At 63.7% G+C, this 15,115-nt stretch carries 14 protein-coding genes; 6 read left to right on the top strand and 8 right to left on the bottom strand.

Annotated features, from left to right (window positions below):
* Positions 1-185: 185 nt before the first annotated feature.
* Positions 186-992, bottom strand: a complete 807-nt coding sequence (locus tag LU682_RS14445; RefSeq protein ID WP_010954099.1) for an outer membrane protein OmpK — start codon at positions 990-992, stop codon at positions 186-188.
* A gap of 653 nt (positions 993-1,645) precedes the next feature.
* Between LU682_RS14445 and LU682_RS14450 the strand changes: the two genes are divergently transcribed.
* From LU682_RS14450 to LU682_RS14475, 6 genes are all read left to right on the top strand, one after another.
* Positions 1,646-2,674, top strand: coding sequence for an ABC transporter substrate-binding protein (locus LU682_RS14450; RefSeq protein ID WP_010954098.1), 1,029 nt, complete (start codon positions 1,646-1,648; stop codon positions 2,672-2,674).
* 38 nt (positions 2,675-2,712) lie between these two features.
* On the top strand, positions 2,713-3,738 hold the full coding sequence (locus LU682_RS14455) for an aromatic ring-hydroxylating dioxygenase subunit alpha (protein WP_010954097.1): 1,026 nt from the start codon (positions 2,713-2,715) through the stop codon (positions 3,736-3,738).
* Between the two features lie 65 nt (positions 3,739-3,803).
* Positions 3,804-4,652 (top strand): ABC transporter ATP-binding protein, encoded by an 849-nt coding sequence (locus tag LU682_RS14460; RefSeq protein WP_232856772.1) that lies wholly within the window; start codon positions 3,804-3,806, stop codon positions 4,650-4,652.
* 85 nt (positions 4,653-4,737) lie between these two features.
* Entirely contained in the window at positions 4,738-5,466 is a 729-nt protein-coding gene (locus LU682_RS14465) for an ABC transporter permease (protein WP_014862030.1), read from the top strand.
* A 38-nt stretch (positions 5,467-5,504) separates the two neighbouring features.
* Positions 5,505-6,935, top strand: a complete 1,431-nt coding sequence (locus tag LU682_RS14470) for an amidohydrolase family protein (RefSeq protein ID WP_010954094.1) — start codon at positions 5,505-5,507, stop codon at positions 6,933-6,935.
* Positions 6,932-7,876, top strand: coding sequence for a PDR/VanB family oxidoreductase (locus LU682_RS14475; protein WP_232885683.1), 945 nt, complete (start codon positions 6,932-6,934; stop codon positions 7,874-7,876). Before LU682_RS14470 ends, LU682_RS14475 begins: the two co-directional genes overlap by 4 nt.
* Positions 7,877-7,955: 79 nt before the next feature.
* On the opposite strand, the gene LU682_RS14480 is transcribed toward LU682_RS14475, so the two are convergent.
* The 7 genes from LU682_RS14480 to LU682_RS14510 are packed head-to-tail and all read right to left on the bottom strand — an operon-like array spanning position 7,956 to position 15,115.
* Positions 7,956-8,738 (bottom strand): cyclase family protein, encoded by a 783-nt coding sequence (locus tag LU682_RS14480; RefSeq protein WP_010954092.1) that lies wholly within the window; start codon positions 8,736-8,738, stop codon positions 7,956-7,958.
* Positions 8,735-9,721, bottom strand: coding sequence for an NAD-dependent epimerase/dehydratase family protein (locus LU682_RS14485; RefSeq protein WP_010954091.1), 987 nt, complete (start codon positions 9,719-9,721; stop codon positions 8,735-8,737). Before LU682_RS14485 ends, LU682_RS14480 begins: the two co-directional genes overlap by 4 nt.
* Positions 9,712-10,704: a fumarylacetoacetate hydrolase family protein gene (locus tag LU682_RS14490; protein ID WP_010954090.1), complete on the bottom strand. Its 993-nt coding sequence runs from the start codon at positions 10,702-10,704 to the stop codon at positions 9,712-9,714. Before LU682_RS14490 ends, LU682_RS14485 begins: the two co-directional genes overlap by 10 nt.
* Positions 10,701-11,273 (bottom strand): cupin domain-containing protein, encoded by a 573-nt coding sequence (locus tag LU682_RS14495; protein ID WP_049587903.1) that lies wholly within the window; start codon positions 11,271-11,273, stop codon positions 10,701-10,703. The genes LU682_RS14490 and LU682_RS14495 overlap by 4 nt, the downstream gene beginning before the upstream one ends.
* An 11-nt stretch (positions 11,274-11,284) precedes the next feature.
* On the bottom strand, positions 11,285-11,449 hold the full coding sequence (locus tag LU682_RS14500) for a hypothetical protein (protein WP_164721825.1): 165 nt from the start codon (positions 11,447-11,449) through the stop codon (positions 11,285-11,287).
* Complete coding sequence (locus LU682_RS14505; RefSeq protein WP_010954088.1) at positions 11,446-12,636, bottom strand: MFS transporter; 1,191 nt, start codon at positions 12,634-12,636, stop codon at positions 11,446-11,448. Before LU682_RS14505 ends, LU682_RS14500 begins: the two co-directional genes overlap by 4 nt.
* Complete coding sequence (locus LU682_RS14510; protein ID WP_049587906.1) at positions 12,626-15,115, bottom strand: efflux RND transporter permease subunit; 2,490 nt, start codon at positions 15,113-15,115, stop codon at positions 12,626-12,628. Before LU682_RS14510 ends, LU682_RS14505 begins: the two co-directional genes overlap by 11 nt.

Raw genomic sequence — 15,115 nt, forward strand, 5'->3', positions numbered from 1 at the left:
CCACGGTGGTATTTGAAACGACGCGCTGGATCGAAAGCGGGCCTGGACGGCCGAAAGCTTTCGAACCAGACGCGTTACAAGGGTAATAACCGTTGCGGGTCGGCTCTCGTCGATACACAACGCTTGATGAGTGATGATCAACGGAGCCTGTACCAGATACTCAGTGGTACGTCTGAAACATCACATTAGAAATGCACCTTGATCAATGCACTCAACGCGTTCTGATCGGTCGGAAAGCCGTGGCTGTCTTCGATGCCATATTTGTCGGACCAATAGTCCCACTCGATCCCGGCATAGAAACGCGCCGGCGCTTGCCCCATCGCCTTACCGACGTCGTACTTGATCTGGGGGTTGAAGTGGAAACTCTTGGCTACATAGTTCGAGGTACCCTTCGTCCCCACATCATTGACGTACCACTCCAGATAACCGTCGAGCAAAATGTCGGAGCGCCCGAGCGGTATCGTCATGGCCCAGGTCGGGTTGATCTGCCACTGTCCAGACGCTTTACCGGTGATCCCATCGGGCTTGCGGTAGTAAGTGTTCAGTGAAAAACGATCAAATCCAGGCAGGTTCAGGTCAACAGCGGGCCCAAGCAGGTACTTTCGATTGCGCCCTTCTCCACGCTCATAGGTGGCAGCGATCAACACATCCTTGACGATGCCATAGCTGAGACGGTGGCCACTGATCTTGCCGAGCGACAGTCGCGGTGAAAACTCGCCGTAATAGGTGTAGCCATCGTTGCCGGACAAGCCGTTGGACCACTTGTTATCGACGAACAGGAACATGTCGCCCCACGTCCAGCCACTGGCGTGCTCGAAGGTGATGGTTTGCTGGATATCGTTGCCGGTGCCATCGACTTTATAACCATGCCCGTAGAGGTAGCTGAGGCTGTTGTTGCTCCACATCAGCGGATTCGCCTGGGCACTGCCGGTGGCCAACGCGCAGAGTGGGACGACGCTGTGAAGCAGCCAGGAAAGAGCGTTCGGTTTCATTTGCATCCCTTGGGTCGTGATTGTTGGTTTTCGCCAGCAAGGGTATGCAGCAGCGGACGACCTCTCCTCTGGCCCCGGCTCATGCCGAGGCGCCACCCTTGCCGGGGGAGCGGCGCAAGGCCGCCAGAGCAATGTCCCATGCCATCTTTGGGCACTGACCGCTTCTACTCGAGTTAGCGCAAAGCAGGGCGCGTGCCAACTAATCGGATACACGTAAATTGCTTATTGTGAGCAATCCTAATCATCAATGAACACCATCCACTCAGAACATTGCGCACTCTATTAGTGCTCAATCGGTACGTTCTGCACCTTCTCAACTCACGCGTCAGTGCCGTCCCCCTCGGGTGCGGGTCGCTACACCGCAAAGTCAGCGGCTTCATGAAATTGGCATGCTTCTGGCTTCTTGTATCAGCGAGTAGAAGCGGTCAGTGCCAGGCATGGCATGGGGCATTGCTCTTGCGTCCTTCGGGGCGTACATCCGAGCGGATGTTTGAACGAGGCTATGGCAGCCCCGGGCAAGAGAGCAATGTCAGTTTCCAGTTCACGCCCTTTTGCTTCGCGACGCCATTCTCTTCCCACGTTCTCTCCGCCCGGCTCCTTCGCTGTCGCGCTATCCGGCGCACGGTGGTTTTTTGAATCGGGGTGAAGAACACATGAAGAAAACGCGTTTTGCCTTGGCTCGCCCGTTACGCTCGCTGTTGGCAGCAGCGTTGCTCCCCACCACGCTGACGATCGCTCCGCTGGCGATCGCTGGCGACAAAGTCGTGTTGCTGACCTCCTGGTATGCTCAGGCCGAACAGGGCGGCTTCTACCAGGCACTGGCCGATGGGTTGTACGAAAAGGAAGGCCTGGATGTGTCCATCCGCATGGGGGGACCACAGGTCAATGGCATGCAACTGCTGGTCAGCAAGCAAGCTGATTTCATCGTCAACTATGACCTGCAGATTCTAAAAAGTGTCGAGCAAGGCCTGCCAGTGGTCGCAGTGGCTGCGCCCTTCCAGGGAGACCCGCAAGGGTTGATGACCCACGCGGACGTCAGCGGACTTGATGCTCTCGGCGGCAAGCCTGTGCTGGTGTCCACTTCGGGCCAGCAAACCTGGTGGCCCTGGCTGAAGGGTAAATATCAATTGGCTGACAACCAGGCGCGGCCTTACACCTTCAACCTGCAACCCTTTCTAGCCGACCCGCAAACCACACAACAGGCGTATGCCAGCTCGGAACTGTTCCAGGCGATAAAGGCAGGCGTGACCCCTAACTTTTTCCTCTTCGCAGATGCCGGTTATCCACCCTACGGATCCACCGTGGTCACCCGTCAAGACATCATCGCTGAGCACCCAGAGCGGGTAGCAGGTTTCGTGCGCGCATCCATGGAGGGTTGGAAGCGCTATCTGGATGACCCCAGCGCCGGCAATGCACTGATCAAGCGCGACAACCCCAACATGACCGATGAACTGCTGGCCTGGGGCGTCTCGACCCTCAAGCAGTACCGCCTGGTCACCGGTGGAGAGGCTGCAACCCAGGGGATCGGCACCATGACTGACAGCCGCTGGCAAGCAACCCGCGACTTCATGGTCGAGGCGGGTCTGCTCGGTCCCGACGCACCTTGGCGCAACGCCTACACCACGCGCTTTGTGCAAGACCTGAAGGTACTCCCTGAGGCCGAGCAGGTCGGCAGCCGCTGAACACCATAACAAGCTCAACGCTGTGAGGAATCCTGATTATGTTGGTTACCAAACAACCTGTATTGCGCCGTTTCTGGTATGCCCTGCTCCCTATGACAGCCCTCGAAGACGGCCCCAAGCCATTCACCCTGCTGGGTGAAGCGCTGGTGTTGTGGAAGCGTCCCGATGGTACCCCGGTGGCAATGCGGGACCGCTGCTGCCACCGCACCGCCAAACTGTCCAAAGGCTTCGTCAGTGCTGAGGGCAATATCGCCTGCGGGTATCACGGCTGGGAATACGACTGCACCGGCACGTGCGTGAAGATCCCGCAGAGTCCCACCGGCGCTATTCCTCCGGGGGCCGCGGTGAAGGCTTATCACTGCCAGGAAAAGTACGGCTATGCCTGGGTCAGCCTGGACGACCCGCTACAACCGATCCCTGAGTTCCCGGAAGACGGCGCCCCCGGTTACCGACGCATCTTCCAGTTTTACGAAGAGTGGAAGACCAGCCCGCTGCGGGTCATGGAGAACTCCTTCGACAACTCGCACTTTTCCTTCGTGCACAAGGCCAATTTCGGCTTGTTCGACCAGCCGCAACCGGCCAGTTACGAGTTTCGCGAAACCGATTATGGCTTCGAAGCCGAGACCCGCGTGCCGATCCGCAACCCCGAGGCAAGCTTCCGTATCACCGGTACGACCGAGCCGATTACCCAGCGGCACCTGCTCAACCGCTACTACCTGCCCTTCTCCCGGCGCTTTGGCTGCATGTATCCGGACAGCGGCATCCATCACATCATCTACAACTGCGCCACGCCCATCGACGACAACCGACTGATGCTCGTGCAGTGGTTGTATCGCAACGACAGCGAAGAGCAATGCTCGACCCAGGAACTGATCGACTGGGACGCAGCGATCACAGCCGAAGACCGCGACATCCTGGAGGCTACCGATCCTGACGCCTGTGTCGACACCCGCCGCAGGGTGGAACTGCACATGCCATCGGACAAGCCCGGGTTGGTTATCCGTCGGCAACTACTGGGTCTGCTTGAAGCCCATGGCGAGAGCGAAGTGTTCCTCAGCCACTGACACTTGCCCAACGCCCCGGTGCGCCGGGGCATACACCACCGCTCATGACCCACGGGGAGAGCGCTATGTTGATGCAGACCCTATTCAAGGCCGACGTCCAGCCGCAGGCCCTGCCGAACACCATCGGTGTGGACACCCCTTTGTTCGCCAATCAGGTGGAAAAAACCTACAGCAATGGCACCCATGCCTTGAGCCGCGTGAAACTGGCGATCGAACGCGGCGAGTTCGTCTCGCTCTTGGGCCCGTCGGGGTGTGGCAAAAGCACCCTGCTGAAAATGTTCGCCGGGCTCGAACAGCCCTCCGCCGGCCATGTGCGCTGGTGGGGCAAGGATGCCCCGGGTACGGACCACCACGCAGGCACACCGGGGCGCAGCCTGGCCATGGTGTTCCAGGAAGCCACCCTGATGCCATGGGCCAAAGTGCACGACAACGTGCGCTTGCCCCTGGACTTGGCCGGCGCCCCCAAGGCCCAGAGCCAGCTCAAGGTGCAAGCCGCCCTGGAACTGGTGGGGCTGGGCAAGTTCGGCGACGTTTACCCGCGGGAGCTCTCCGGCGGTATGCAGATGCGCGCCTCCATTGCCCGGGCATTAGCCACCGAACCCAATCTGCTGCTGATGGACGAACCCTTCGGCGCCCTGGACGAGTTCACCCGCAACAAGCTCGATAGCGACCTGCGCCAGCTCTGGCTCAAGCGCGACCTGACGGTGGTATTCGTGACCCACAGCATCTTCGAGGCGGTTTACCTGTCTTCGCGGGTGATCGTGATGGGCGCGCGTCCCGGTCGAGTGATCGCCGATGTAATCATCGACGGCCCACTGGAACGCGACGAGGCGTACCGCACTTCACCGGCGTTCATCGAGCAATGCGCGCACCTGTCCCGACTCCTGGCCCAGGCCAATGGCGACCCTTCCTGAGAGCATCATCATGAGCCGACCCTCTACTCCCTGGCTACGCCATCCTTCTGTACTACGCATCGTTTCACCACTACTGGTTGGCGCCTTGCTGCTCGGCGTCTGGCAACTGGCATGCATCGCCTGGAAAGTCCCGGTGTACCTGGTACCGTCACCAGCCGATATCGGCCGCACCCTGGTCGCCGATGGCCCGATGCTGCTGGGGGCACTGTGGATGACCCTGAAGATCACCTTCCTGTCATTCGCCCTCGCCGTGGTCATCGGCACGCTGGCGGCGTTCGTGTTCGTGCAGAGCCGCGTCGTGGAGGCCAGTCTGTTTCCCTATGCGATCCTGCTGCAGGTAACGCCGGTGGTGGCCATCGCGCCGCTGATCATCATCTGGTGCAGCGACACGACCTTGGCGTTGGTGATCTGCGCCACGCTGGTGGCGATCTTCCCGATCATCGCCAACACCGTCCTGGGCCTGCGCAGCGTCAACCCTGGCCTGCTCAACCTGTTCCATCTGAACCGCGCCAGCCGCTGGCAAGTGCTGTTGCGCCTGCGCATTCCCAGCGCCTTACCGTGCTTTTTCGCTGGCCTGCGCATCGCCAGCGGCTTGGCCTTGATCGGCGCGGTGGTGGCCGAGTTCGTCGCCGGTACGGGCGGCACGGGTGCGGGCCTGGCGTATCAGATCCTGCAAGCGGGATTCCAGCTCAACATCCCCCGCCTATTCGCCGCCCTGGTGTTGATCGCCCTGACTGGCGTGGCGCTGTTCAGCCTGATGGCTTTGCTGGCTCGGTTGAGCCTGCGCCACTGGCACGAAAGCGAACTGGGCTGACTTCCATGCGAAACGCCGTACTGGCTATGGAGACGAACATGAATCACACCAACAGCTGGCTGATCCGTAACGCCAGCGCCATCCTCACTGGCCTGCGCGGCGGCGCCGCGCGCCATGTCGGGCCGGACATCCGTATCACCCAGGGGCGTATCGCCGCCCTGGGCTCGCTGCAACCGTTACCAGGTGAGCAAGTGCTCGATGCCACCGATTGCGTGGTGTATCCAGGCTGGGTGAACACCCATCACCATCTGTTCCAGTCCTTGCTCAAGGGCATTCCCGCTGGCATCGACCAGAGCCTCGGTGCCTGGTTGGGGGCCGTGCCCTATCGCTATCGCGGGCTGTTCGATGAGCACAGTTTCCGCTTGGCCGCCCGGGTCGGGCTGGTGGAGCTGGCCCGCTCCGGCTGCAGCACGGTGGCCGACCATCATTACCTGTACTTGCCAGGCATGGCCTTCGACAGCGCACAGATCCTCTTCGAAGAAGCCGAGCGCCTGGGGCTGCGCTTCATCCTTTGCCGGGGCGGCGCAACCCAGGTACGTCAGGCGGAAGGCCCCGCGACAGCCGGACCTGAGACCCTCACGCAGTACCTGGACGATGTTCAGCGCTTGGTACAGGTCTACCATGATCCCGCCGACGATGCCTGGCGCCGTGTGGTAATGGCGCCGACCAGTCCGCCCTACTCCATGCCGCCCGAGCACCTGCGCGAGACCGCCCGCGCCGCGCGCCGGCTGGGCATCCGCCTGCACAGCCATTTGAGCGAAACCGTGGAGTACCAGAACGAAGTCCATGATCGCCACGGCCTCTCGCCCGTGGTGTTCTGCGCGGAGCAGGAATGGCTCGGGCCGGACGTGTGGTTCGCGCACCTGGTCAAGCTGAGCGCCGAAGAAATCCAGCTGCTGGGCGCCACCGGCACCGGCATCGCCCACTGCCCACAAAGCAATGGCCGGCTTGGCAGTGGTATCGCAGATATCGTTGCCATGGAGGCCGCAGGCATGTCGGTCTCGATCGGCGTGGATGGCGCTGCCTCCAACGAAGCCTGCGACATGATCAGCGAAACCCACGCCGCCTGGCTAATGCAAAGGGCCAAGGCTGGCGAACGCGCCATGGCCCGCCATGCTGGCGGCGATCTGGAGGGCGGTGCCCATGTCGCCAGCGTGGAGGACGTTGTGCGCTGGGGCACAGCAGGTGGCGCCCAGGTGCTGGGCCTGGACGCCATCGGCACGCTGCAGGTCGGCATGGCGGCGGACCTGGCGATCTATCGCCTTGATCAACCCCGCTACTTCGGTCTGCATGATCTGGGCATCGCCCCAGTGGTTGGCGGTGGCCGTCCGACGCTGCGGGCATTGCTGGTAGGCGGCCGCCTGAGCGTGGAAAACGATGCGATTCCTGGCTTGGACCTCGCCGAACTGGGCAGCCAGGCACGCCAGGCTGTACTTCGCCTGCAACAGGCCGCGGGGGTACGCGCATGAGCTGGACGCCTCTGCAGGTGCGGGCCCTGCGCCTTGAAGCCGACGACGTGCTGGGTGTGGAACTGGCCCCGCCGGGGCCTGCTCCCCTGCCCTTCGACTGGGCACCCGGTGCTCATGTGGACCTGCGCCTGGGCAATGGCGCGGTACGCCAATACTCAGTGGTCAGCCTGCCCGAGGACGGTCATGTATACCTGGGCATCAAGCGCGAAAAAGCCTCCCGCGGCGGCTCGCAATGGCTGCACGAGCACCTGCGGCTGGGTGCCCGGGTGGAGGTGGGCCTGCCGCGCAACCTCTTTAGTCTGCAACCTGGCACAGGACAGGTCGTCTTGGTGGCCGCAGGCATAGGAATCACGCCACTGCTCGCCATGTACCGGCAATGCCAAGCGCAAGGTCGGTCGGTGCGCTTGCTGTTTTTCACCCGCGATGCCGAACAGGTGCCTTTTATCCAGTACCTCGATGCGAATACCGAGGTTCATGCAGGCTTGCGCGCCCCGATGATCACCGGGTACCTGGAGGAACACTTGCCGGCCTGGGACGGCAGCGCAAGCCTCTATTGCTGTGGCCCTGCCGGTTTCATGGCGTGTGTCGAACGCGTCGCGCTTGCAAGCGGCTGGCCAACCACGGCGCTTCACCGCGAACATTTCAAGGCCTCAGAGCCCACCTTGCACGTCGAGCGTCACTGCACGCTGGTGCTACAGCGCAGTCGTCTTCAGGTCGAGGTGCAACCGGGCGAAAGTTTGGTACAGGCGGCATCGCGGGCGGGCGTGGAGCTACCCGTGTCATGTGGAATGGGTATCTGCGGCGCCTGTGTCAGCCGGGTCATCGAGGGGGCGCCTGATCACCGCGATGAGTACCTCAGCGATGCCCAGCGCAACAGCGGAGAATGGATAACGCCCTGCGTATCGGGCTGCCACAGCGCCCGGTTGGTGCTGGACGTTTGACCATCGCCCGCAGCTGCCCGACGGCCAACGGCTGACGGCAGCTGCGCACGCCCGCACCTTTCGGCCCATGGCTTTGTCCCTAATCGAAGATCGCTACCGCCCGGACGAAGCCGGCTGAGGCATGCCGGATCTTGTAAGGGAAGCAACTTACCAGAAACCCATCCGCCGGTAGCTGCTCCAGATTGGCCAGCTTCTCCATCTGCCCATAGCCGATATCACGCCCGGCCTTATGGCCCTCCCAAATGATCGAGGCGTCGCCCGTTTCACTGAAGCGTTCGCGGGTGAACTTGAATGGCGCATCCCAACTCCAGGCATCGGTACCGACCACCCTCACCCCTCGCTCCAGCAGGTACAAGGTCGCCTCGCGGCCCATCCCCACTCCGGCTTCGAGATAGCCAGGCTGGCCGAACAAGCTGCCCGCGCGGGTGTTCACAAGCACGATGTCCAGCGGCTGCAACTCATGCCCAATACGCGCAAGCTCGGCCTCGACCTGCGCCGCAGTGACCACGTGGCCATCCGGCAAATGACGAAAATCCAACTTCACCCCCGGCTGCAGGCACCACTCCAGCGGCAGCTCGTCGATGCCGAAGGCCGGCTTGCCACCGTCGGTGGTGGATGCGTAGTGCCAGGGCGCGTCCATGTGAGTACCGCTGTGAGTGGTGATCTGCAGGCGCTCCGCCGCCCAGGACTCGTCGCCCGGCAGGTCCTCCTTGCGCAGCCCGGGAAACATCGCGGCCATTTCCGGCCAACCCTGCTGATGATCCATATAATCGATCTTCGGCAGCAAAGGTGGCGGATCAGTGTAAGGGTTGTTGTCCAGGGTCACAGACAGGTCCAGCAAGCGACGTGTGTTCAAGCTCATACGAGGATTCCTTTGCGGATGGCCGCGCGACGGGTGTGGCGCGGCGGCAAGTCGAGGGCATTACGCAGCAGGCCGGCCACTGAACCGTCGTGGCAGAAGCCCAGTTCGCGGGCGAACGAGGTACGCAACGGTGGGTAGCGGCCAAACAGGCTTTCGAGCTGGGGATCGGGGGCGAAGGCGATGCGCTCACGGTTGGCCTCGCCAGCAACAGCCGCCAGCCCGGTCAGCACCTGGGCGATGGTCAAATGCAACACAGGCAGTTGCCAAACCCGCTGGCTGCCCGGCGCTTCCAGCTCGGCGGCGTGCAGCAGGTTGTCCACGCAACAACGGGCCGACATCCACCAGGCGCTCGCTTCGGGTGACACCGGGCAGGTGTAGGCCTCCCCGGCCACATAGGCGTGCAACAGGTCGCTCATGAACGCCGAGCGCAGACCATTCGGCTCGCGCGGGCGAGCAACGATACCGGGCAAACGCAAGGCGCGGCCGTCAACCTCGCCACGGCGGGCAAGATCCTGCAACGCGATCTCCACCATGCGTTTGTGCGCCGCATAGGACAGCTGCGGCGACGCTGGCTGGCCTTCGTCCATGCGCGTCGGCAACTTGCCGCCGTACACCGCGACGCTGCTGGCGTACACCAGCACCGGTGGACAGAGGGGATTACGCAGTTGGTCGAGCAGCTCCAGGCTTGCTTGCAGGTTTACCTGGTAACCCCGTTCGTACTGCGTCTCGGCAGCGCCGCCAGGCACGCTGACGAGATGGAAGACCACATCGACACCGTCAGCTAGCACTCGACGCAGCAAGGCCGCGTCGGTGACGCTACCGTGATGACGACGCAGGCGCGCGTCTTCGGGCAGGCCATCCAGTGCCTGATCCAGCACCAGCAATGCCTCGATTCGCCGCCCGCGCAGCTCGCCCAGGTCCAGCAGGCGCTGCACCAACTGGCGCCCGACGAAGCCATTTGCCCCGGTGACCATCACTCGCATGGCCAGCCTCCCCGCACGACGCGCTGGTCAATGGCCCCAAACAGCACCTCGCCCTCGGGCCCGCGAGCCTCCATGCGCACCCGGTCGCCAAAGCGCATGAAGGCCGTGCGTGGCGCACCGCAGGCGATGGTTTCGATGGCGCGGCGCTCGGCGATGCACGCCGAGCCCACGCTGCGCTCGGCGTTGGACACGGTGCCGGAGCCCAGTAGCGTGCCCGCACTCAAGCGTCGCGTCAGCGCCGCATGGGCAATCAACTGGTGGAAACCGAAGTGCATGGCGCCGCCATGGGGATGGCCGAACCACTCGCCGTTCCAGTGCACGTGCAGCGGCAAGTGCACCCGGCCGTCGCGCCAGGCCTCGCCGAGTTCGTCCGGGGTGACCGCAACGGGCGCGAAACTGCTGGCGGGCTTGGCCTGGAGAAAGCCGAAGCCGGTCTTCATTTCCCGCGGTGCCAGGGCCCGCAGGCTGACATCGTTGAGTTGCAGGATCAGGCGAACATGCTGCAAGGCCTGCTCCGCCGGGCATCCCATGGGTACGTCGTCGAGCAACACCGCGAACTCGCCCTCGAAGTCGATGCCGTGGGCCTCGCTGGGCAAGGGTATGTCCGCGAGTGGCCCGAGAAAGTCATCGCTGGCACCTTGGTAAATCAGTGGGGTGTGCTCGACGCCTTCGATCGGGTCCAGGTTGAAGGCCTTCTGCATCAACGCGCCATGGCTGAGGAAGCACGAGCCATCCAGCCATTGGCTGGCACGCGGCAGGGGCGCAGCCAGTCGAGCGAGGTCGAGCGCGAAGGCACCCGCAACCGCATCGTCGTTGAGCTGCTGATACAGCGCCTGCAAGCGGGCTTCGACCTGGGGCCAGTTTTCCAGCGCGACCTGCAAGCTGGTGGCGATGTCGCTGGCATCGACCGCATGCCCGAGGTCACGGGCCACCACCAGCAGGCGACCATCGCGGCTGCCGTCGTCGAACGTGGCGAGCTTCATGGCAGCAGCTCCTTGAGTGTCTCGGCATAACGCCCATCCAGCAGGATGAAGACCATCCGGGCCATCTGTTCGCTGCGGTTGCTCCAGGCATGGTTGGTACCGCGCTGGACCACGATGTCGCCTCGTTTGAGGTGGACTTCGCCATCGTCCAGCACCAGCCAGACCTCGCCCTCGGTAACGATGCCGTAGTCCAGGGTTTCGGTGCGGTGCATCAGCTTGTGCTTCGAATCGGCTTTGCCCGTGCCGGCACTCGCCTCGCCGATCTCGGCGAAGACAGCGGCTGCATCTTCGGCACTGACCTGGTTCTGCACGCTGTCGGGCGGTATGTCCACCACGCGAATCACGCTGCCCAGCGGGCCAGGGCTCAATTGCAGCGGCTGCGCTGTCGGATCATCGCCGTTGTCCAGGGTCGCCGGGCTGCCGGCACTGTTCCAGACTTCGTAGAACAGGGTGCCAGGCACCGCCTTGAGTGGGAAGTTGTTCGGTGTCGGGCCGCAACTGGCGACGACCGCCTGGCCCTCGGCATCGTGGCCGGTGACTACACGTTTGAATGCAGGAAGCGATTGCATGCTGTCTCCTTTCAATTGCCGTCGCCGATGGTCGAGCCACCGTCGACAATAAGATTCTGTCCGCTGACGAACGCTGCGCCTTCAGCCATGGCCGGTAGGCGCGTGCTGGTCAGCCACATGGCGCTGCGCAGAGAGCTACTGGCATTGGCTCGCCCGCCAAGGAAAATTTCGTTCATCGTGCACCTGCCACCGTCACCGCACGCCGGTGGCGCATCAAGGACAGGCACACAGGCGCCAGCAGCAGTTGTCCGATGGCGACCAGCAGCAGTGCATGCGGCAGGTGCGTAGCCACACCAGCGGTCAATGCCAGGACGATCAATGGACTGACGAACTCACCCGCGAAAATCGCCGAAGTGAACCCACCCGTGGCACGGCCGCGCTGATCGAAGCCAACCTGCTGCATCACCAGGGTGATCAGCGTCGGCAGCAACAGGCCAACACCCAGGCCGTTGATCAGCACCGCCAGCACCACTGGCGCGTGGCTGCTCGCCAGCGCCATCAGGCCGCCACCGAGCCCCGCCGTGGCAAAGCCCATGGCCAGCAACCGCCCAGCCGGCAAGCGCGCCAGTAAGCGAAAAGCCAGTGCACCGGCCAACACGCCGAGCTGGTTGGCGCCCATGGCCAGGCCGACCTGACGGGGCGCATCTATGTGCAGTAACTGCAGCACGTAACCGGCCTGTACCGGGACGATGAACAGGCTGACGCCAGCCAGCACGGTGAGCAGGTATAACGGCGTCAGGGCCGCCCATGGAAAACGCGAATCGACGGAGGCTTCGCTGGCGGCCTGGCAGGCACGCGGCTCCCACAACAGCAGGGCCATCAAGGGCAGGCACAGCGCACCCACCGCATAGAGGGTGAACGGTGTCCGCCAGTCGCTTTCCCCCAGCGCACCGCCCACGCCCATGAACAACGCCGCCGCCAATGAGGTGACCACCATCTGCAAAGCGAACAACCGCGCCCGGCGCTGGCCGTCGAAGTAGTCACCCATCAGCGTGGTGCAACAGGTCATGATGCCGGCTTCGGCCAAGCCGATGCCGGCGCGGCTGGCGACAATCAGCACCAGCGAGTCCAGCCACAACGGCAACAAACCGCACAGGCTGTAGAGCAACATGCTCGCCAGCAGCAGTGCTCGCCGCCCCACTCGGTCTGCCAACACCCCGGCCAGCGGCGCCAACAAGGCGATGACCAGTGCCGGCAACGTCAGGGCCACCGGCACCAGCACGGCCACGCCCGGCGTCTCGGCAAAATACGCGTGCATGCGGGGTAGCACCGGTGCGATGAGCACCGCCCCCAGGACGGGCAGGCAACTGCCGAACAGCAGCAAGGCAGCCTGGGCGCTTCCGGCGGTGCGTTCAGCGACCATGGCTCACCTCCTCCAGCGGGCGAAAACTGGCGCCCTGCTCCAGCATCCCGCTGCTGCGCTCGCGCCTTGTGTGTTCATGCGCCGGCAATGCCAGCTGCTCGGTGCAGGCCTTGCGGTGCGGTAACAGGAAGTAGGCCAACGCCGGCAGCAGGATCAATGCGCCGACCATGTTCCAGACGAACATGAATGCCAGCAGCACGCCCATGTCGGCCTGGAACTTGATCGGCGAGAAGATCCAGGTACCAACGCCGATGGCCAGGGTGATACCGGTGAGCATGACCACCTTGCCGGTGAACAGCAGCGCGCGGTAATACGCCTGGGACAGGCTCGCGCCTTGGCGCAGCTGGGCCAGCACGATGCTCATCACATACAGCGCGTAGTCCACGCCGATGCCGACCCCAAGGGCGATCACCGGCAGGGTCGCCACCTTCACGCCAATACCCAGCGCCACCATCAGCGCTTCGCAGAGGATCGAGGTGAGTACCAGCGGCAGCACCGCGCAGAGCACCGCGCGCCAGGAGCGGAAGGTCACCAGGCAGAGCACGATCACCGCGCCGTAGACCCACCAGAGCATGTCGCGGTTGGCCTGCTTGACCACCTGGTTGGTGGCAGCCTCGATGCCTGCACTGCCGGCAGCCATGAGGAAGCTGGCCTGCTCGCTGTCGTTGGCCTGGGCAAATGCCTGGACGCTGTCGACCACCCGCGCCAGGGTGTCGGCCTTGTGATCGGTCAGGTAGGCATAGAGCGTCAGCAGGCTGCAGTCGTCGTTGTACAGCCCGCGCGGGGCACCGGCGGTGACCATGTTCAGGGTCGCCTGGTTGTTGACCAGGTCATACCACTTCGGGCTGCCTTCGGAGAGGCCGACCAGCACCCGGCGGTTGAGCAGCGCCAACGAGTTTGTCGAGTCCACGCCCTGCAGGCCACGCAGTTGCCAGTCCAGGTCATCCACGTGTTTCAAGGTGCCGTAGGCCGAACAGCCACCGGGGGCGGTGCGCACCATCACCGCGAACACATCGCTGCTGGCGCCGTAGTGCCGGGTGACGAAGGCATTGTCGCGGTTGTAGCGCGAATCGGCGCGCAGCTCGGGAGCGCCGGCGTCGAGGTCGCCGACCTTCAGGTGCAGGCTCACGGCGTAGCCCCCGGCAGCCATCAGCGCAGCGACGGCGATGCACGCCGCCGCCCAGCGTCGGCGGGTGAACAGGTCGAGGAAGCGCCACACCGCATGCTTGCCCGCCCCGCTGGCCTCGGCCTCTTCGGCGCGCAGGCTGCGCCGCGCCGCACGGGCACTGACGCCCACGTAGGAGAGCAGCACCGGCAGCAGAATCAGGTTGGTGAAGATCAGCACCGCCACGCCCAGGCTGGCGATAACGGCCAGGTCCTGGATCACCTGTATCTGAATGATCATGAGCACGGCAAAACCGACCGCATCACAGAGCAGCGCGGTGAGCCCGGCCAGAAATAACCGGCGGAAGGTGAACCGCGCTGCCACAAGGCGATGCATACCGCGGCCGATGTCCTGCATGATGCCGTTCATCTTCTGGGCGCCATGGCTCATGCCAATGGCGAACACCAGGAACGGTACCAGCACCGAATACGGGTCGAGCGCGTAACCCAGCAGCGGCAGCAGGCCGAGCTGCCAGATCACTGCCACCAGCGAACACACCACCACCAGCGCGGTGCTGCGCACACAGCGGGTGTACCAGTACAGCACGGCGGCGGTGATGGCAATGGCGGCGGCAAAGAACAGCAGGATCTGCCGCAGGCCGTCCATGAGGTCGCCGACGACCTTGGCGAAACCGGTGATGTGGATCTCCACCCCCTGCGCCTGGAAGCGCTCGCGCAGGGTTTCCAGCTCATGGGCGAAGGCCGTGTAGTCCAGGGCCTGGCCGTCCGGGGTCTTCTCCAGCAGCGGCACGTAGACAATGCTCGAACGCTGGTCGAAGGCCACCAGTTGACCAATCTCGTTGGAGCGTTCCACGTTGCGCTTGAGCGCTTCCAGGCTAGCGGCAGCGCCATCGTAGCCGTCGGGCACCACCGGGCCACCTTCCAGGCCCTCCTCGGTGACTCCGGTCCAGCGGGTGGACGGCGTCCACAGCGACTTCATCGCCGCACGGTCGACGCCAGGCAGCAGGTATACCGCGTCGTTGAGCTGCTGCAGGCTGTGCAGGTAGTCCTTGTCGTAGATGCTACCGCGCGGATTGGCCACGGCGATGCGCACCGCGTTGCCCAGGCCGGCGAGTTCCTGGCGGTGCTCCAGGTAGTTGTGGATGAACGGATGATCGCGCGGGATCATCTTCTCGAAGCTGGCATTGAGGGTCAGGCGCGAGGCCTGCCAGCCGAGCAGCAAGGTCGCCGCCAGGCACAGCAGCAACACCAGCACACGGTGGTTGAAGAGCGCACGTTCCAGCAGCGAGCCGGACGCGCTGTCGAAGTCGTCGAGCGGGCCGGTGGAAGGCGCAGATGAATTCATGACGTGCAT

It is taken from the genome of Pseudomonas alloputida, from assembly GCF_021283545.2.
GTDB lineage: Bacteria > Pseudomonadota > Gammaproteobacteria > Pseudomonadales > Pseudomonadaceae > Aquipseudomonas > Aquipseudomonas alloputida.